Source organism: Salmonirosea aquatica (assembly GCF_009296315.1).
Lineage (GTDB): Bacteria > Bacteroidota > Bacteroidia > Cytophagales > Spirosomataceae > Salmonirosea > Salmonirosea aquatica.
This window is the reverse complement of record NZ_WHLY01000002.1, coordinates 6,275,001-6,293,758: the sequence shown is the minus strand read 5'-3', so window position 1 is coordinate 6,293,758 and position 18,758 is coordinate 6,275,001. Positions and strand designations below refer to the sequence as shown.

General features: G+C 53.9%; 19 protein-coding genes. 16 read left to right on the top strand and 3 right to left on the bottom strand.

Annotation, left to right across the window (positions count from 1 at the left end):
* Positions 1 to 186: 186 nt before the first annotated feature.
* Both GBK04_RS27420 and GBK04_RS27415 read right to left on the bottom strand, forming a co-directional pair.
* Positions 187 to 912: a LytR/AlgR family response regulator transcription factor gene (locus GBK04_RS27420; RefSeq protein ID WP_152765313.1), complete on the bottom strand. Its 726-nt coding sequence runs from the start codon at positions 910 to 912 to the stop codon at positions 187 to 189.
* Positions 884 to 1,921, bottom strand: a complete 1,038-nt coding sequence (locus GBK04_RS27415; protein ID WP_152765311.1) for a sensor histidine kinase — start codon at positions 1,919 to 1,921, stop codon at positions 884 to 886. The genes GBK04_RS27420 and GBK04_RS27415 overlap by 29 nt, the downstream gene beginning before the upstream one ends.
* Positions 1,922 to 2,187: 266 nt before the next feature.
* Here GBK04_RS27415 and GBK04_RS27410 point away from each other — a divergent pair, with 266 nt between their 5' ends.
* The 4 genes from GBK04_RS27410 to GBK04_RS27395 all read left to right on the top strand — a co-directional run bounded on the left by GBK04_RS27410 (position 2,188) and on the right by GBK04_RS27395 (position 8,327).
* Positions 2,188 to 3,117, top strand: coding sequence for an ABC transporter ATP-binding protein (locus GBK04_RS27410; protein WP_152765310.1), 930 nt, complete (start codon positions 2,188 to 2,190; stop codon positions 3,115 to 3,117).
* Positions 3,114 to 4,268 (top strand): ABC transporter permease, encoded by a 1,155-nt coding sequence (locus GBK04_RS27405; RefSeq protein ID WP_152765307.1) that lies wholly within the window; start codon positions 3,114 to 3,116, stop codon positions 4,266 to 4,268. Before GBK04_RS27410 ends, GBK04_RS27405 begins: the two co-directional genes overlap by 4 nt.
* Positions 4,265 to 6,718 carry an ABC transporter permease/M1 family aminopeptidase gene (locus tag GBK04_RS27400; RefSeq protein WP_152765304.1) on the top strand — a complete coding sequence of 818 codons (2,454 nt, stop codon included), beginning with the start codon at positions 4,265 to 4,267 and terminating at the stop codon, positions 6,716 to 6,718. Before GBK04_RS27405 ends, GBK04_RS27400 begins: the two co-directional genes overlap by 4 nt.
* Positions 6,719 to 7,787: 1,069 nt before the next feature.
* Entirely contained in the window at positions 7,788 to 8,327 is a 540-nt protein-coding gene (locus GBK04_RS27395; RefSeq protein WP_152765302.1) for a mechanosensitive ion channel domain-containing protein, read from the top strand.
* Between the two features lie 723 nt (positions 8,328 to 9,050).
* On the opposite strand, the gene GBK04_RS27390 is transcribed toward GBK04_RS27395, so the two are convergent.
* On the bottom strand, positions 9,051 to 9,707 hold the full coding sequence (locus GBK04_RS27390; RefSeq protein ID WP_373331403.1) for an XRE family transcriptional regulator: 657 nt from the start codon (positions 9,705 to 9,707) through the stop codon (positions 9,051 to 9,053).
* 346 nt (positions 9,708 to 10,053) lie between these two features.
* On the opposite strand from GBK04_RS27390, the gene GBK04_RS31230 reads away from it, so the two are divergent.
* From GBK04_RS31230 to GBK04_RS27335, 12 genes are all read left to right on the top strand, one after another.
* A complete protein-coding gene (locus tag GBK04_RS31230; protein ID WP_373331402.1) occupies positions 10,054 to 10,197 on the top strand; it encodes a hypothetical protein in 144 nt (47 codons plus the stop codon).
* A gap of 30 nt (positions 10,198 to 10,227) precedes the next feature.
* On the top strand, positions 10,228 to 10,578 hold the full coding sequence (locus GBK04_RS27385) for a hypothetical protein (RefSeq protein ID WP_152765297.1): 351 nt from the start codon (positions 10,228 to 10,230) through the stop codon (positions 10,576 to 10,578).
* Positions 10,568 to 10,783, top strand: a complete 216-nt coding sequence (locus tag GBK04_RS27380) for a hypothetical protein (protein ID WP_152765294.1) — start codon at positions 10,568 to 10,570, stop codon at positions 10,781 to 10,783. Before GBK04_RS27385 ends, GBK04_RS27380 begins: the two co-directional genes overlap by 11 nt.
* A 111-nt stretch (positions 10,784 to 10,894) precedes the next feature.
* Positions 10,895 to 11,104, top strand: coding sequence for a hypothetical protein (locus GBK04_RS27375; RefSeq protein ID WP_152765291.1), 210 nt, complete (start codon positions 10,895 to 10,897; stop codon positions 11,102 to 11,104).
* An 18-nt stretch (positions 11,105 to 11,122) separates the two neighbouring features.
* Positions 11,123 to 11,524, top strand: a complete 402-nt coding sequence (locus tag GBK04_RS27370) for a hypothetical protein (RefSeq protein WP_152765289.1) — start codon at positions 11,123 to 11,125, stop codon at positions 11,522 to 11,524.
* Between the two features lie 100 nt (positions 11,525 to 11,624).
* Entirely contained in the window at positions 11,625 to 14,660 is a 3,036-nt protein-coding gene (locus GBK04_RS27365; RefSeq protein WP_152765287.1) for a hypothetical protein, read from the top strand.
* A 28-nt stretch (positions 14,661 to 14,688) separates the two neighbouring features.
* Entirely contained in the window at positions 14,689 to 14,991 is a 303-nt protein-coding gene (locus GBK04_RS27360) for a hypothetical protein (protein ID WP_152765286.1), read from the top strand.
* Positions 14,992 to 15,721: 730 nt separating this feature from the next.
* Positions 15,722 to 16,210 carry a hypothetical protein gene (locus GBK04_RS27355; protein WP_152765284.1) on the top strand — a complete coding sequence of 163 codons (489 nt, stop codon included), beginning with the start codon at positions 15,722 to 15,724 and terminating at the stop codon, positions 16,208 to 16,210.
* 56 nt (positions 16,211 to 16,266) lie between these two features.
* The gene (locus GBK04_RS27350) at positions 16,267 to 16,830 is read left to right on the top strand and encodes a hypothetical protein (RefSeq protein WP_152765282.1); all 564 of its coding nucleotides are present in this window, start codon (positions 16,267 to 16,269) and stop codon (positions 16,828 to 16,830) included.
* 11 nt (positions 16,831 to 16,841) lie between these two features.
* Positions 16,842 to 17,912, top strand: a complete 1,071-nt coding sequence (locus GBK04_RS27345) for a hypothetical protein (RefSeq protein WP_152765280.1) — start codon at positions 16,842 to 16,844, stop codon at positions 17,910 to 17,912.
* Between the two features lie 51 nt (positions 17,913 to 17,963).
* A complete protein-coding gene (locus tag GBK04_RS27340) occupies positions 17,964 to 18,317 on the top strand; it encodes a hypothetical protein (RefSeq protein ID WP_152765278.1) in 354 nt (117 codons plus the stop codon).
* Entirely contained in the window at positions 18,314 to 18,754 is a 441-nt protein-coding gene (locus GBK04_RS27335) for a DUF1353 domain-containing protein (protein WP_152764541.1), read from the top strand. Before GBK04_RS27340 ends, GBK04_RS27335 begins: the two co-directional genes overlap by 4 nt.
* Positions 18,755 to 18,758 lie beyond the last annotated feature (4 nt).

The window sequence follows — 18,758 nt, the reverse complement described above, 5'->3', positions numbered from 1 at the left end:
CAGGGCTTTCGGTACCCCTGAGAAGTGTATAAATGAAAAGAAGTGATGAGCTGATATCTAGGCTACTCAAATCTCAGGCCGATCCTTTAAAGGCATCTGGAGCTAGGTTTGACACTTCCGCGTGGGGGTAAGTGGGCTTTGACAAGGACTTTTTTTATTCGGTAAAAGTCCTACCCCGGGCCTGTCTCATCCCAGCCCCCGCAATTTCTTATAAAAACCATCGCTGTACGTATTACTGATGGGAATGGTCTGTTTGCCAATCCAGATCCGGTTTCTCTCGATATGATCGATCTTGTCGATGGCCACCATATAGGAGCGATGAACGCGGGCAAAATGTGGGGCAGGCAGTAGCTCCTCCAGCTGCGCAAAGCTCAGCAGCGTCATCAACCCTTCCCGAGTAGTGTGAATCATCAAATAGTCCCGCATCCCCTCAATGTATAGAATGTCACGGATGGAAACTTTCTGGATGCGATGCCCGACTTTCAAAAACAGATACTCCTGCCCGTAGGCCGGCTCTCCCGCGGTTTCCCCGAGCGTCGGCACCCGTTCGACCCCTGATTCCTGGTACAGGCGCAGTACTCCCTGATAAAACCGCTCAAAGGAAAAAGGCTTTAGCAGGTAATCCTTCACTTCCAGGTCGAATGCTTTCAGAGCATACTGGTCGTAGGCCGTCGTCAGGATGATCATCGGCCGGGGATTCAGCATGGAAACAAAGGTGAGCCCATCTAGGTTGGGCATATTGACGTCAAGGAAAAGCAGCCCGGGTTTGTCCCGGTCCATTTGCGCCGCCGCTTCCATAGGACTCATAAAGGTACCTTGCAATTCCAGAAAAGGAACTTTGGCTACGTATTCTTCCAGTATTTCCTGAGCCAGAGGCTCGTCGTCAATGATATAGCAGGTAAGTTTTCGCATGATTAGGCGGTCGATGGAGACCCTGGATATTTAAAAGAACGGTGAACAGGCCACCCAGCTGGCGGGTTTCCAGGCTGTACTGATCGGGATATAACAGGGCCAGCCGCTTGCGAACATTCGGGAGCCCGATTCCCCCCGGGCTTTCCAGGGCATTGCCCCCATTCTTTCCAACCGGATTTTGGATACTCAAGGTAAGCGTATGGTCATTGATTTCCATCGTTACCTTCACATCACCGGGCTCCAGACGGGCGGGGCTGTGTTTGTAGGCATTCTCCAGGAGGTGGATGAAGAGCAACGGAGCGATATAACAGGAAGTGGCGTCTCCCTCCACTTTCAGGTCCACCACCGGACTTTTCTTATACCGCAGCTGCTGTAGGCTCACATAGTCCAGCAGGTACTTTATTTCTCTTTCAAGCGGCACCGTGGCGGCATTCGATTCATAGATCATGTAGCGCATCAGGGAAGACAAGCGAAGGACGGCCTCCGGGGCTGCCGGGGCCTGCTTGTAGACCAGCGTGTGGATGTTGTTGAGGGTATTGAATAGAAAGTGAGGATTGATCTGTGATTTCAAGTAGTACAGCTCCGCCTCTACGGCCTGTTTCTCCAGCTGCTCCTTGCGGATGGTATTGAGCACCAGATTCTCCGTCACCTTGGCCAACCAGCTGAGAAAGATAAACGGAACTACTAGGGAGATCAGGGAGATAAAATAATATTCAGAAAAAAGGTCGAAGGTATCCAGCTTTTTGTAGTGCAAAAGCACATACAGCAAAGGCCCTGACCACAGGATAGCTGCCAGCCTGAGGTAATAGGTACCTCTCTTTCTTTTACCGGACAACCGGGTCAAAAGATAGAAATGGCTGTAAAAAACATAGAGACTCGTCAGCAGTACATCCACGGTTAAGATAAACCAATGGGCGGTATCCTGGCTGTGCTGCAGAGCAATCACCAGACTAAACAGGATCCAGAGGACGATGTGGAGCAGCGTGAATACTTTTTTTATCCGATTCATCCGACAAAATTATCTGATCCTTCGGTACCTCCATGCCTATTCGACCGGAAGCGTATTCCAATCTGCGAACGGGCCGATTCATCCTGCCAGTGAATTGGCAGAAGGAAAGCCGCAATCGGCAGAATGCTTTGCCACGGTGGTATATCGCTTTTTGCTTTCATTTCGAGTACCGGTTCTTTTGGGTCGAACAGGCACAGAAAAGCAAAGCATTTTGAAATGCTGCGCTGTCTACCTGCAAAAACATCACCGCAATATTCTTGGTACCTATGGAAAATAGCCTGGTTAGCCTTTCTATCCACAACATCTCCAAAGCCTATCCCAATGGGCGGTCCGCCGCAGCGGTTCAGGCGCTCCGGGATGTTTCCCTCACCATACCAAATGGCATGTATGGCCTGCTCGGCCCCAACGGGGCCGGCAAGTCTACCCTGATGCGCACTTTGGCGACACTACAGGAGCCGGATGAAGGGCAGATCTTATTGGGAGAAATAGATATTTTGAAACAAAAGGACGAAGCACGCCAGGCGCTGGGGTACCTGCCGCAGGAATTCGGGCTCTACCCAAAAGCAAGAGCCGAGGATATGCTGGACTACTTCGCCGTGCTCAAAGGCATTACCCACCGGGCTTCCAGGAGAGAAGTGGTACAAGCTTTACTGAAACAAACCAACCTCTGGGAAAAGCGCCGGCAGAAACTGGGCGGTTTCTCCGGAGGCATGCGGCAGCGCTTCGGCGTGGCGGTGGCCCTGCTGGGCAGTCCAAAGCTGTTGATCGTGGATGAACCCACGGCCGGGCTGGACCCGGCCGAGCGGGTGCGCTTTCTGAACCTGTTGAGCGAACTCGGCGAGAAAAGCGTCGTAATCCTATCCACCCACATTGTGGAAGATGTCAGCGAGCTCTGCACCCGAATGGCCATCATCGACCAGGGACGGATCCTGCTGGAAGCCGAGACTTTAAAAGTTGTGGAGGGAATACGGGGAAAAATCTGGCGCCGCATCGTGGAGAAAAGGGGTTTGCCCGCGTTGGAGCGGGAACATACAGTCATCTCCACCAAGTTGCTGAGCGGACGAACGGTAGTCCATGTCTACGAAGAAACAGATCCCGGCAATGGCTTTGAGTCCGTGGCCCCCGATCTGGAGGATGTCTACTTCACGACCCTGACCGGATCGACTCGAAGCCACAAACCGGAGACCACACGATGAAGTTCTGGAAGATCTTTCGCTATGAGTTGGCCTATCTGGCAAGGCGCATTTCCACCTGGCTCTATCTGGTCGTTCTTCTCGCGTTTGTAATGGGCATGAACCAGGTCATCAAACCGGGTGACGGCGTATACCCCAACAATACCTTCCTCATTACGGCCCTCACAGTCCTTGGCGGCCTTATCTGGCTGGTGATAGGCGCGTCAATAGCCGGAGAAGCAGCAGCCCGCGATGTGCAGACGCGTATTCATCCGCTCGTATATACAACACCAGTCAGTAGGTCCAGCTACCTAAGTGGAAAATTTATGGCGGCCTTTGCGGTGAATGCCCTGCTGCTGCTTTCTTTGCCGGTGGGCATACTGCTTTTCTTCTACCTGCCCGGTCTGGACTCCCTGCGGGGCATCGATCAGGGTGAACTACTGCCGTTCAGGCCAACCGTTTACCTGAATGTCTACTGCTTGATCGCCTTACCGAATGCTTTCGTGGCCACCGCGCTCCAATTCGCCCTTGCAAAGCTCACCCGCCAGGTGGCGGCCAGTTATATGGCCAGCTTGCTGCTGGCCGTTTTTCCCCAGATGATTGCGGTTGGGGCGGCAAACCTCTTCGGGAATTGGGACTTGCTCAAAGTACTGGATCCGGTCGGTGTGGCCGGAATCATTGGCAACGAATTGCAAACATGGACACCCAGCGAGAAAAACACGCGACAGGTTACGCTGGAAGGGATGTACCTGTGGAATCGCATTCTTTGGCTTGGCGTGGCCCTGGGGTTGTTGTGGCTCACCTACCTCCGCTTCAGTAGGACCAATCCTGAAACCAACCGCTGGTGGAGTCGCTTTTCGTGGCGGCCAAAAGTACAGGCCAAAAAAGCAGAAACCGCAATCGTTAGCGCATCCGCTATTTCTGTTCCTCAGGTTCGACGTGGTTTTGGTTTTGCCACCCATTTTCATCAGACGCTGACCATTGCGTGGGACTCTTTTGGGAAAATAGCCAGACATCCTATGGGACTTACGCTAGTTAGCGCTATTTGCCTGGCCTCGGCAGCGTTCAGTGATCAAATCATTGCCGAATTTGGGATTCCGCTGCTCCCCACCACGCAGCAAGTGGTAAACTACCTGGCCGCTCCGGTCAGCAGTGTCAATACCCCTGGGTGGTGATCCCGCTTCTCATCATGTACTTCGCGGGCGAGCTGGTCTGGCGTGAGCGGGATGCGGGCCTGAGTGATATAATCGATGCCGCGCCGGTACCGGATTGGGCGCTCCTGAGCGGCAAGTTCCTGGGTCTGACTCTGACCATCGTGGCTTGGATGGTACTGCTCATGATCGGAGGTATCGGGATGCAACTACACCTGGATTACCACAACTTCGAGATAGACCTGTACCTGCAGGTGCTTTTCGGGCTCCAGCTGGCAGACTACCTGCTCTTTGCTTTGCTGGCCCTGGTGGTGCACGTAATGGCGAATCAAAAATACATAGGGTACCTGGTGGTGCTTTTGCTTTACAGCTTCATGGCTTTTTCCTCCCATTTTGGGGTGGAGCACCCCATGCTTATTTTTGGCGCAGACCCGGGATGGTGGTACACTGACATGCGGGGTTTCGGACCTACGCTTGGGCCGTGGCTTTGGTTTAAGCTATACTGGGTAGCCTGGGGTATACTGCTTGCCGTGGCAGGGAGATTGCTCTGGGTACGGGGAAGCGATCAACGTCTGAGCTACCGAATTCAGTCAGCAAAGCGCCGCTTCACCCCCTCAACCATCTGGATAGCCACAGTCGGTGTTGGGTTTGTTCTTACCCTGGGAAGCTTCATTTTCTACAATACCAATGTGCGCAACGAGTACCTAACCACAGCCGACCTACTGGAAAAGAAGGCCGAATACGAACGGCGCTACGGCCAGTACCTCCAGACTCCGCACCCCCAGCTGACAGCCACCCGGCTGCACGTCGAACTCTATCCCGACCGGCAGGAAGCTGTCATACGGGGTACCTATACCTTGGTAAACAAGGAGGCAGTATCCCTAGACACCATCCATATAGGGAGCGCTTTGGGTGTAGAGTTTAGAGAAGTAAGTTTCAGTCGGCCAGCCGTTGGCGTGGTGATAGGCAAAAAACTCCACCACCACATTTACAGGCTGAATCAACCGCTACAGCCAGGAGGTTCATTCCAAGTGAACTTTGTAGTGTATTATAAACCGCATGGCTTCCGGCATAGCGGTACCAATGACTTGGTGGTAGAGAATGGCACCTACTTTACAAATTACGACCTGCTTCCTACGATTGGTTACCAACGTCATCGGGAGATAATGGATGCGGTCGTAAGAAAAAAGTATACACTTCCGGCGCGCCCAGTACTTCCCTCCCTCGAGGACCAGCAGGCCCGAAAAAAGCCGTTCAGTACCGATCAGACTACCTTCGAAGCCATTGTGGGTACGGCACAGGATGAAGTAGTCGTTGCACCAGGTAAGTTGCTTAAAACCTGGACGGAAGGCGGCCGGTGCTACTTCCACTACCTGACGGATGCTCCCATCGGGAGCGAGTACGCCATCCTGTCCGGTAAATACGCGGTGCGGGAAAGCCAATGGAATAACGTTGCAATCCGGGTGTACTACCATCCCGGACACGCCCGGAACATAGACCGTATGCTCCGGAGCGTACAGGCTTCGCTGGCGTATTACACGGCGCAGTTCGGCCCCTACCCCTTTGGCCATCTGACCGTAGTAGAGCGCGCCGGTCCCGGAGCAGGAGCCACTGCGGATGCGGGCATCATCTACTACGGAGAACAGTACGCCCTGATGAATCCCGATGACAGCCCGGATGGGTTCGACCTGCCCTACTACATTCTGGCGCATGAAGTGGCGCACCAGTGGTGGGGGATGGCCCGGTTGACCCCGGCCTACGTCGAGGGAGCCGGGGTTCTGATTGAGGGCCTGGCCGTGTACTCTGGCATGCAGGTTCTGGAAAGGAGCTACGGCGAGGGGCATTTGCAACGATACGTGGACTTTCTGCATTCCTTCTACGAAATGCCCCGCTCAGGCGCCACGGCTACCCTGCTCCGGGCGAATGAAGAATTTCTCTACTACCGAAAGGGGGGACTCGCCCTGCATGCCCTGAGTAAGTACATCGGCAAGGAAAAGGTCAATGCCGCGCTGCGACGTCTGCTCCAAAAGCACGACGCGGGGGAGGTACCCCTGCCGGCCACCCCGGACCTTTACCGGGAACTACAAAACATCACCCCGGACTCTTTACATTACCTGTTACACGACCTGTTTGAGCAGAACACGTATTGGCGCCTCAAAACAAAGCAACTGGCGGTAAAGCAAAACAAAGCAGGCAGCTGGCAGGTGACTATGAGGGTACAGGCACAAAAGGTAATAGTGGATAGAACGGGTCATGAAAAAGAAGTTCCGATGGAGGATTGGCTGGAGGTTGGCCTTTATGAGGAGGGCAAGGGGACAAGCGAGCCTCTCTACCTTCGGATGCACCGCATACGCTCGGGGGAACAGACCATTCAAGTGACCGTACCGCGAACACCCGCACGCGGCGGCATTGACCCCAACCACCTGATGATCGACCTGAGGCTTGACGATAATATGATGCACATGGACGGGTAATAATGCCATGTTCGAGGTATTCTGGAAGGCACATTTTACAAATGTCTTCCCCCACACTCAGCTTTTCCATCCAATTTTTTACAAAAGGTACGCTGTTTTTTTCTCAGCGTACCTTTTTATGTTATTGATAAGTGAGTAGGATTGTGAATTTATTGTATTTTGGGGTCGATGGCAAAATACAATCGGATCGCCGATATCACAAAGTGAACACGAGCTCCTGTGTCAGCGCTGTGCCTAATTAAAAGAAGCGGGCTGGAAATAGACCAAAATCGCCCAAGCTTTGGGCCCAATGGAAGGGTGGGTGAGCCGGACGCTGAAAAAATCAGATAAGATGGCGAGGCTGACTTAGTATAGTGCAAACCTGATGGGTCTGCTATCTGCTGCCTTTTCTAAGTCGAACCTAGGCAGCGGCCGAATGGGTACCCAGGGAACAGACACCAGTCATTACCGAGAAAGCAGGACGGAACCACCTCAGTCTGATAGTGGCGATGGCTCCCAAAGGACGCTTGTATACGGGTGGGCGGGGTGCGGCATTTAACGGAGCTGATGTGGTTTGGTTGTCAAAGGAGTAGTGTCGGCGCTACCGCCGAAAAAACTTGCTCATAATCAGTAAGGACCCTGAGCTAACGGTACCACTATTCGTAAAAATCAACAGGTGAAAACTTCCTGAGCCGCAAGAAAGGATGGGTTCACCTGCAGACATTGCCGGCGTACAGTCCTGAGTGGTCCGCCACCACAGCTAAATCCTGTAGATTGGTAAAGGTGCAAGAATTAGAGCATGTTGGGAAATTAAATTTGGCAAAACTCAATACTTGCGGAATAATCGTTGAATTGGTCATCAAACGAATCGAAGAACTAATGAACATGTAAATTTCTGTGAAAGCTACTCACCATTTTTGCTTGATCAAGTCAGCTATTTGGGATTCCCAATTCTTTAACATACTGAAATTCTGTTCAATACAAATTCCAAACAAGCTCTTAGGCAATAACTCCATAATAAACTCGTCCCATTTCCGTAAAAGGGAAATGGGATTCTTTATAAACTAATTTATCTATCAATAAAAATATTATGGATAAGACAAAAAAAATAATTGCAGATTCTGAAACTTTAATCATTTTTGGAATTATTGTTTTAGTAACCGTAATAATTGCTTCGCTTATAGGAAAGTATCTGCAGAGAATATTAAAAAGAAAAAGTGAAGATCAAAATATAGATAGTACAAGCTTTGTGTTTCTAAAACATATCATTATTGCAACAATTTATTTTTTCGGTTTAGGATGGGCACTGTTGACATTGCCTATTTCTGAAAATTTTGCGCATTCTTTATTTGCGGGAGCTGGAGCTTCCACTTTGATATTGGGATTTGCTTCTCAACAAATTTTAAGTAATATCATGAGCGGAGCTTTTCTAATTATTAAGAAACCATTTAAGATTAATGACATAATTGAAATCCAAGGTAATAGAGGAAGAGTAATTGAATTAGATTTACATGATATTACAATTGAGGATGAAAAAAAGGATAAAATTTTAATCCCCAATTCAATGATTTCAAATGGGATAATTAGAAATGTAAATAAGAATTTAAAAGAAAAAATTAACACACAATAATGGCTCTTCCATTGAGTCGCTACTGCTGTCTGTCGCCAACAAAAAATGGACAGCCGGAGCAGTGAAAAGAGAAGAAACGGTTTTAAACCCATTATACTCGCTGAAAAATATAAGTGCAGCGGCGCGCCCCTTTTCCGTCGTTTCAGCATCGATAACTGTTTAGGTTTTTTGCACTCTGCTACAATTTGCTCCTGACGGCCCCAATACGCATCCGCGGGATGTAGATTATCCAGTGAGTGTCCCGGCGTCCCGGTCATGATACTACTGGTGATAATAAAACATTACCCATCCGGTTAGATGTTGGCCCTGTTCATCGGGACTGTAATAATGCTCCGGCAGCACATTTTTCATAGACCAATGCCGCGACGGCGTACCGTTGGCGCTCGATTTTGCCGGCTCCGGTAGGAGATGAAATGGCGCACTTCGAATATATTCAATGCTTTCACCTTTCAAATACTCTCTTAAATACCGTTTTTTCTTTGTTTTTGTCACGGCAAATAAAAAACGCCACACCTACTAGCAGGTGTGGCGTTAAGTGGAGACGGAGGGATTCGAACTCTTATTCGGTTGCTTAAAAAAGTGCCTTTACGGCTTGTATGGGCACTTTTTCGGTTTTTTTTTAGTGGCATTTGGGGGTATTTTTAGTGGCACCGGTGCCGAATTGGCACCAAATTGGCACCATTTTAGAATTGCATTCTTTTAAGATTGATTGGTTGGGTAGTCTCACCGCGCCGGGGCATCCACAATCCGCAGTACTTTCCATATCTGGCGCAGATCCTGGGTTTTGACATTGATTTTGCCACCGGTTTCGGTGTTGTCGCTGTGCAGGGTCAGGAAACCTTCCTGGTAGTTGTTGTCGCGGATGCGTTTTATGACGAACGAATTGGCGAAAACGACCACGTACACGCCGCTCGTGATATAAGGCCAATCATTCGGATCTACCTGCTTGCAGCGCACGACCGTAGTACTGGGGTAGTTGGGCTCCATGCTATCGCCATTCACTTCAATACAAATCTGTCCTTCAAAGGAGCCATTGCCTTTCTTAATTACCGTGTAGGTTTCATGGGTGTTGCCTTTGAGTCCATCGGGCATTTCGATGAAGCTTGCGCGCGCCGGTACCGATACGAAGGGCAACTCGATAAATTCAAGATCCTCAGGGTATTTTATCTTATGAGGATAGTCTTCAACAATGTTTTCATTGACTATGTCTATTAAAGATACATTGTAACGTTCTGATAATAAGGCTAGTTGCTCAATACTAGGCTTGCTTGTACCTTTCTCCCACTTCTGTACAGCAGCGGCTTGTATCCCAAATAGTTCTCCTACCTCTCTTAAACTCAGCTTATTAGCTTTTCTTAGAAACCGTAAATTCTCTTGCATTGTCATTTCGGGATAAAATAATTGTGTATTTATCTTGTTTTTTATCTTAAAAAGATAAATATTTACGTCGTAGTAATTACGACTTGAAAAGTAAGCCGTAGTACGATAAAAACCAATGATTGCGCGAGTTAAACCACGATAAAATTATCTAATGGAAGAATCACTTGAAATCGAAGTCCTGAGAAGCGAATTCCAGATGCTTCGGGAACATCTGGGTAGCAGGACTTGGAAAGACCAAGTCAGGAAAGTTGACTCTTACTATCAGTCTGGACAAGGATTGCTTGACATGAATGCTGTTCGTGACAACCAGGCAAATTACTCACGCACGTTGCGACTACTCCGTGCAATGAGAAAAACCATTAATGGGGAAGCCTCCCAAACTGCCATCCGCAAGCAAGGCCTGATCCGCTCCGAACCCCTCCCTGACAAATACCCCGCCGCCCATCGGGCCGCGCGCCAACGAGCTTCTAACCGGAAGACCACTAAATAACCCGTTCACTTTTAACTATTTCTAAGCAAAATGGAAACACTCGATTTGAATTACACGATCAAGAACCCCGTGCCGGGCGTCGCTACGCCGCCCGTGCGCGACTTCGTGGGCGAAATGGAGGCCAATCCCGTACTGCGCGACGACAGTAAATTCTGGAATGCCCTATTCAATGGGCTTACGTACTCAGAAACACTCGGCCCTGTTTTCGGCGAACGCTACACGAACCTATCCTGGACGATCATGCCGGAAATGGAACAATGGAAGGATCACCTGCTGTGCTTCGGGATCGAGTGGCATCATCCCGAAAATACGCTGAAGGAACTGCGGTTCATCCGGGCCAAGGCCGATGAGTACATGCACTGGATGAACTATGAAGGATGACGCCCTGGCCATTGCCTATTTCTGGGAGCCGGTCACGCTCGTGACCGGCCTGGCTTTCGCCCTACTGTGCCTGGCCGTAGCCGGGTGGCTTATTTACGAACTCAAAACTGCCCCCAAATTCGATGAAAAGGGAAACCCCATCACCCCCCAGCCGCGCCCTGATCCTAAAAGCCCGGATCGTAGGACGAAAGGAAATGATCAGTAATGCCATCAAAGAGGGACGCTCGGCCGAGAGCATCCGCTTTTTGCAAGACAACCAGTCGAAAGATGAACAGGAGTACCGACAACTCATTGACAACCAATAACACAAAAGGCTATGCCAACTAAAAGAATCAAATACCCGACCGTCGTACTGGATACCGAGCAGTTGGGCTTCCACTACGACACCATCCAGTGCCCCACCTGCGGGCTAGTCCAGAAGGCCCGGATCATCGACACCAAGCCCCGCCCTACGTACCTGCATGAGTGCAAGGCCTGCAAATGGATCATTGAAGGCGATGAATGGAATTCGGTGGTACCCGTCTAACTCAACCAGGCTATTCCCATGAACCGACCCATTCTTTTGAAAATTGCCTTTGACCGTGACCAGATGAACATGATCCACATGATGATCCGCCTGGGCAAGACGCAGCGCCCCTACTGCCCTACGAGTCTACGGAGCTTGGAAGCCAAGGTACTGGCCTGCCGCCTGAGCGCCTACAATAGTGGCTCGTACGTGCTGGAACTGAACCAGCCGGAGGGCATCATCCTGCGGGGCTGCAACACCGACTACTGCGTGGGCATGGCCGACTACCTGCTGGCCCTGGAAGGACAGCTGGACGCCCTGCCCTGTACCGACGAACATCTGGAGCGCTGGGAGCGGCACCTGCACATCTTCGGCCAGAAAGTCCAGGACGCCCTGGTGCAGTACCGCCGCGCCACCAAGCTCCAACAAATGCTATACTAGTTTTTTGCTTCCCCCTGCTCTCATATAGAGAGTGTTCATTAGCGCTTCTCAGGCCGGCGTTTGCGGGCCGTGAGAGCAGGGGGCTTTACTTACTATCTGAATGTCGAAAGTTGATTTAGACCGATTGTTTGCCGAAGACGGGGGAGAGCGCTTCATCATCAGCATCTACCCCGACTCGGAAGAGAGTTTCAGGAATACCCTCCGGAAGTTCAGCGTCCGGAAAGAGAAGACCCCGTCGGCGAGTCTGAAGAAAATGAAGTCGGGCGAGTGGGGCGTGACCGACTTCGGTGGTGACAGCAAGTGGCGCAACGCCATCCACATCGCTATGCTGGAAGAGGGCCTGGACTACGGCCCCGCCCTGGGCAGGGTGTGCGAGTTTTACAACTACCAGGATGACACTAATAATTACGCCCCCAAGCCCAAATACGAAGAGCGCCCTGCCAAACCCGACGAGCAGGAGGGGCATATCGAGGTACTGCCGCGCGAGATTACCGTGGCCGAAATGCGGACGATCCTGACCGATAGCGCCTGGGAGGCAATGGGTAGTACCGACAAACTCCGGGAGGAACGCGGCCGGCAGATCTTTGCGATGTACCACTGCAAGGCGCTCCAATCGTACACCACGGTCTACCAGGGCAAGGTGCTCACCACCCTCAGTACCGATGAATACCCGATTTTCTACTTCGATGAAGGTACCTTTGGGAAGATCTACCGCCCGAAGGCTCCCCATGACAAGCGCTTCCGGTATGTGGGCACCAAACCCCGGCACTTCATCCACGGCCTGCAACAGGCCAAGGACTTCGTGGCGCAGTGCCAGAAGGAGCAATACGACGCCCAGGCCGCCAAGCAGGCCGCCGCCGAGTTCCAGGACAGCGAGAAGGAGCAGGCCAAGGAAATCGCGCGGATCGATGTGAAGCTGCCGGAGATCATCCTGTGCAGCGGCGGCTCGGACGCCCTGAATACCGCCGCTCTGGGCTACCGGGTGATCTGGCTCAACTCCGAAACCGAGACGCTGAAGGGCGAGGATTACGCGGCCCTGATGAAGCTCACCTATAAGCTCTACAATCTGCCGGACATCGATACCACGGGCAAAGTCACGGCCCACGCCCTGGCCACCAAGTACCTGAACCTGCTGACGATCTGGCTGCCCGACAAGATCCTGCGACTCGACCCCGAAACGGGGAAGGCCACCAGCAAGGATCAGCGGGACTACCTCCGTACCCACAAGAAAAAGGACTTCGACTGCCTGGTGGCCACGGCCATGCCGTACCGGTTCTGGGACATGGAGCGAATGCTCGACGATGAAGGCAACCCCAAGTACAAGTTTGGCCGGCCGATCGTCCAGTACAAGTTCAACCACGTGCAGGCCTACAATTTCCTGTACCGCTCGGGGTTCGCCCGGATCAAGTCGGAGCGCGATAAGGAGGGCTTTTTCTACGTGCAGGTGACGGGCAACGTCGTCCGGAAGCTCGACCCGCAGGAGATCAAGAATTACCTGCATTACTTCCTGGAAGAGCGGGCGCAGTTCGACGCCGACATCACGCTCGACCTGCGCAACGCGATGTACACCACCAACCAGCTGAGCGTGTCGAACCTGGCCAACCTGCCGCTGGTGGAGCTGGACTTTGTGGCCACGGGGCCGGATCACCAGTACCTGTTCTTTCCGAACTGCACCTGGAAAATCACACCCGGTGCGATTGAGGAAAGCAAGGGGCTGAATACCAGTAAATACGTGTGGGAGGATAAGGTGATCTCGTATCCGGCCAAGGACAAGAACCACACGCCCCGTATCAAGCGCCAGTCGCCCATGTTCCGCATCGATCGGCGCAATGAAGCCGACTACGGCATCGAGATCCTGGACGACAGCTGCATGTTCCTGCGGTTCCTGATCAACACCGCCCGCGTGCACTGGCGGAAGGAATTGGAGGAAAGGCAGATGCTGTGGATGACCCACGACAAACCCGCCAAACGCGAGGAGTACATCGAAGAGCACGGCCTGACCCCGGAGGAAGAGGGGAGGTTCTTCGCCGTCCGGAGCCAGGAGGAGCAGGAGGCCTACCTCGCGGCGCACCGGTTCGACCTGGCCGGGCCGCTGCTCACCGAGGCCGAACGGCAGGAGCAGCGCCTGCACCTGGTCAACCGGATTTATACCCTGGGCTACATGATGCACCGCTACAAGGACCCCTCACGGGCCTGGGCGGTGTGGGCCATGGACAACAAGTTGAGCGATATGAGTGAGGACGCCAAGAGCAACGGGGGATCGGGCAAGTCGCTGACCGGAAAGGCGCTCAAATGGATCTGGCGCTATAATGTTTCGTTCAGCGGCCGCAACCCGCTGCTGACCAAGAATCCGCACATCTACGACAAGGTGACCCGGCACACCGACCTGCTGATCGTGGACGACTGCTTCGAGTACCTGGACTTCGGGTTTTTCTATGGCGACATCACCGGCGACATGAACCCCAATCCCAAGCAGACCCAGAGCTATACCATCCCCTTCGACGAGTCGCCGAAGTTCTGGTTCGACTCCAATTTCGGCGACCGGGATTTCTCGGAGTCCACCCAGCGCCGCAAGCTCGTGACCTCGTTCAGCGACTACTACCACGAGAACAACGGCCAGTACCGCGAGACCCGTCAGCCCACCGACGATTTCGAAGGCCGTCGGCTTTTCTACGATTTCACGCCCGACGACTGGAACCGCTTCTACAACTTCCTGGGCGAGTGCCTGGCCTTCTACCTGTCGGCCACAGAGAAGATCAAGCCCCCGATGAACAACATCCAGAAGCGCAACCTGCTCAGCTCGATGGGCGGCCGCTTCTTCGAGTGGGCCGAGATTTACTTTGCGCCGGAATCGGGACGGCTGAATGTCTTCATCAGCAAGCAGGACGCCAAGCAGGAGTACATGGAGGGCGAGAAGATCCGCGACCTGAGTACGCAGAAATTCAGCGACTACCTGCGCAAGTACGCCGACTATCACGGCTACGAGCTGAACCCGGAAGAATACCAGAACAACCAGGGGCGCATCCTGCGGGAGCACAACGGCAAGCGCCAGGAGCTGATTTTCTTCAAGACCCGCCGTCCGCTCGCCGATCCGGGCGAAGGTTCCCTGCCACCCTCGGACGATATGCCCTTTTAGTTTTTAATATCTTAATTCTATATCAGTTATGGATGAGCAAAAAGAACACCCCCATATCCACTTCCTGCGGGAGCGTAGCCTGTGGACCGATGTGAAGGGCCGGAAACTGCTGGTGCTACGGCATTACTTTGCCTGGAACGGCGCGGCGCACGTGGTCAGTAGCCTGGACCTGGTGCTGCTGGATGAACTGGCCATGATCACGCGGCCCCGCGCGGAGCTGGCGGCCCTGGTAGCCGATGGCAAAATGAAATACGATGGTGAGCTGGCGGTGAAGGTACCCCTGGCCGTCCCCAGTGGCGTGGTGCCGCAATTAGCCGGCGCGGAAAACTAGAAATGTAGTTTCATTGGCCCGGTTTCCACACTCTGGAACCCTGCTCTTTAAAAAACACAAAAATCCTTTTTCACGGCATCCCGCAGGGGGTGCCGTTTTTTTGGCTTCGACGGAGCCCGGCATTCTCCCCCAAAACCCCCTCCCCTAAAAACCTTAAAATTTTTGTAATTTCTTATCTTGATTTAAATCTATGGTTTAAAGTGTTGAAAGTTAAGGATATAAAAATAAATGCATTTCTTATCGCTGCGATAAGAAATTACAAAAAGTAAAAACGGTTTTTGTGCCTTCGGCTCCCCGGAAAGGCCCGGTAACAAAAATTTTTGCCACGCGTACAAAAATAAATCGGCCCAATTGTCGGCTAACTGGCTTAGTAAGAGAGAGAAGCGGCCGGGATAAGAAATTACAAAAAAAATAGTGGTTGGGGGATAGGCAGCTTTCGGAAAAATGCGGCGCCAGGGTGGGGGAGGAGCGAGAAATCTGGGAAAGAATGGGTAAATTTACCTTCTAATAATGCAATCCGGACTTTACGTATACCGAAGGGAGACTGATCCTGACGGATCGATTTCGCTCCATCGCGCGTTTCTGCGCTGTAAGTACCTTTATGACATAAAAAAAGCCCCCTGCTGGTCACAGGGGGCCGGGAATGTCTTCAGCGGGCAAGCGTTGACATGGAATCGGGTTTGACGTTACAAAAATAACGTTCCTACCTTATTTTCCTGTTATCCTGCCCATGAAATTGTTGATTCCCGTGGAAGCCCACGTGCACGAGTTCCTGACCTCGCCCGAGCTGCACGGCCCCGGTCCGCTTTCGGTCCGCAAGGACAGCCTGATCGGCCTGCTGATCATCATGCTGGCCACCAAGGGGCCGACCGAGCTGAGCAAGTACTACCACGACCGCCTCGAGCCCGAGGCGATCCCCAACGCCAAGATCCTGGAAGTCGACACGGAGTTCCCCCTGCGGGAGGCCTTCGTGCTGGAGGACAACCTGCTGTATGTGGGCAACGCGCTGTCGATGCTCTTCGACACCCAGGCGCTCTACTTCACACTGGGCTACATGCGCCGCAACGGCTCGGAGCGCGGGGGCTTCTACGAATTCTACAAGCATTTCAGGATGCAGGACGACCCGATCAAGCAGGAGTCGCTGCGAGCCAAGGCCAAGCGCTTCCGTGCTAAAAGCCGGAATACGCCAACTCAGAAAGCGTCCCAATTCGCAAAATAAGCGTCCCATTCCACGACTTTCATGTCCCAAAAACTCACTTTGAGTCCCAGAAAATTATGACCACTCAGGAAGCCATTTTAGGGGGGTACCGTGCCCCCAACACCGGGTTTGTCAGGCGGCTGTTCCTGCTCGACCGGGAGGACTGCGTCTCGGTGCTCGACCCCGTGCGCCACCGGTACGCCGGAGCCGTGGCGGGGATGCTGCCGGCCAACGGCGTGGCCGCCCGGCTGGGGGCCACGCTCACGCGGATGGATTTCCCGCCCAAAAGCTGCACGATGGGGGTCAATTACAACGGTATGGCCACCACGTACAGCATCGACTACGACCTGCCGGGCACCGACGTGAGCGTGGCGGCCTTCTACGAGCAGGGCCAATACCGGCAGTACGTGTGCCTGGTGGAAGACTACAACGGCCGCTGCTACGTGCTGGGCAACGAGGAGCGCGGCCTGCGGCTGGGCCTGGCGCAGGGCGTGGCCACGCTGGCCAGCTCGCGGCTGAGCCTGGGCGGACGGCTGAATGTGCCGCCGTTTCAGCTGACGTCGGCCAACGGTCTCGTCCTTGCCGAAGTGCTGGCGAACTCGGACTTTGGTACCGGCTTTTCGCTCGACTTCAACGCTTAACCCCGATCCCGATGCCCTATTTCAGCAGTCTGCAGAACTTCATCGACAGCGTGACCGCGCGGCTGACCAAGCCCAAGCGGGGCGTGGGCGGCTCGGAAGGCGTGGTTCCGGCCGACCTGATCGACGCGCTGACGGACGTGGGCAAGTATGCCGACGACATGAAGGTGGCCAACACCGCCCTGACGGCCTCCTTCGTGAGCCGCAGCCTTAACCTGAACGCCGTCGTCTACATTCGGGCCGATGTGGGCGATGACACCCGCACCGGCGAGACCAGCGCAAGCTCCGGTTCTACCGGAGCCGTCAAGACCCTGGCCCGCGCCATCCAGCTGCACTCGGGCAAGACCCAGAAGCTCAGCATCCGCATCACCTCGGGCAACCTGGCCGTCGACAGCGACCTGCAAATCATAGTCCCCGAACTCACGATCATGATTTATGCGGGGGCGAGCCTGAACTTCTTCAAGAAGTCGGCCGTCAAGGACGACGCCAACGTGACCGTCGGCGAAGGTACCTACTGTTTGAAATGCTTCACCGACAACCTGCTGGTGCGCGTCGACGGCAATTTGATCGTTCAGAATCACGCCGGCAGCAGCGGGACGGGCAACCCCTTCTACTACACCAACGCCCAGGGGGCCATCGCCATCTGTATGGACCAGGAGGCGGTTTTCGGCATCAGCTACCAGACAATCCAGCTGACCCACTACGGGGCGGTGACCGTGGGCAACAACGCCACGCTGTTCACCTACGGCACCAATGGCACCAACGGCTACGGTTCGGAGCTGGCCCGCTACAAGCGGGTGTACCTGGGGGGCGGCTCGCTGACCCTGGGCAGCAACGCCACCGAGTCGGCGCTGAAGACCGACAAGCTGCGCGAGACGCTGGTCTTCGAGGGCAGCGGCGTGTCCAAGTCGGTCAACATCCGCCGCAGCTACGCCTTCGCCTTCGAGATCGTCTACAACGACGGCTGCACCATCAGCGTGCAGCCCGCGGCCAACTGCTCGGCCAATGCCAACAACACGCTGACCTTCACCGGCACGGCCGGCAAGACTCTCACCGTACGCCTAACCAGTAGTATTACCTTATAGCCGACAGTGATCATTGTCAACTGTCCACCGTCAACTGTCAACTAAAAAAATATGATACACGAAATCACGGTAGCCCCGCATCCGGATTATCCGGACTGCACCCACACAGTGGCCGTGCGGGGCATCAACATCCTGCTCGACGGCCAGGAAGTGCAGCTGGTGACCGTTTCGACGATCTACGACGCCGAAGGGCTCGTGCGCCGGCGCACCGAACCGCGGGAGGTGATCCTGCGGGCCACCGACGAATCGTTCGTCGACGCCACCGGCGCGCTGGTGGACGGCCCGGCCGACGGGGAGACGATCTTCCCGCAGTTCCAGGCGATCTTCACCCAGGCCTGGCCGCTGCTGCTGCCCTTCGTGGCGCAGGGCGTGGCCAACGGCGTAACCCAGGGCCGCTACCTATGACCCAGTGGCCCCAGATCAACATCCGCAAGACGCGGCCGGGGGAGGGCAATCCCAGGAAGACCGACCAGTTCATCACCACCGAGGACTTTGCCTACTTCCACCCGCTGGTGGGCCGCCGCGTGGTGCCGGCCGGTTTCGTGACCGACGGGCTGTCGGTGCCGCAGGTGTTCTGGCCGCTGGTGCCGCCGCACGGCATCGGGTTTCCGGCCGCCGTCGTGCACGACGACTGCTACATCAACCAGGTGGGCGTGATCGGCAACGGGAGCTTCTTCAATGAGGCCCGGCGTATGGCCGACTCGGCTTTTTACGAACACCTGATTTTGCTGGGCATGCCCCGCTGGGAGGCTAGGCTGGCCTATTTCATGGTGTCGCGCTTCGGGGAGAGGGCCTTCCGGCGCTACCGCAAGCCGGTGGATGTGTGGGAATCAAAAGACTGAGACG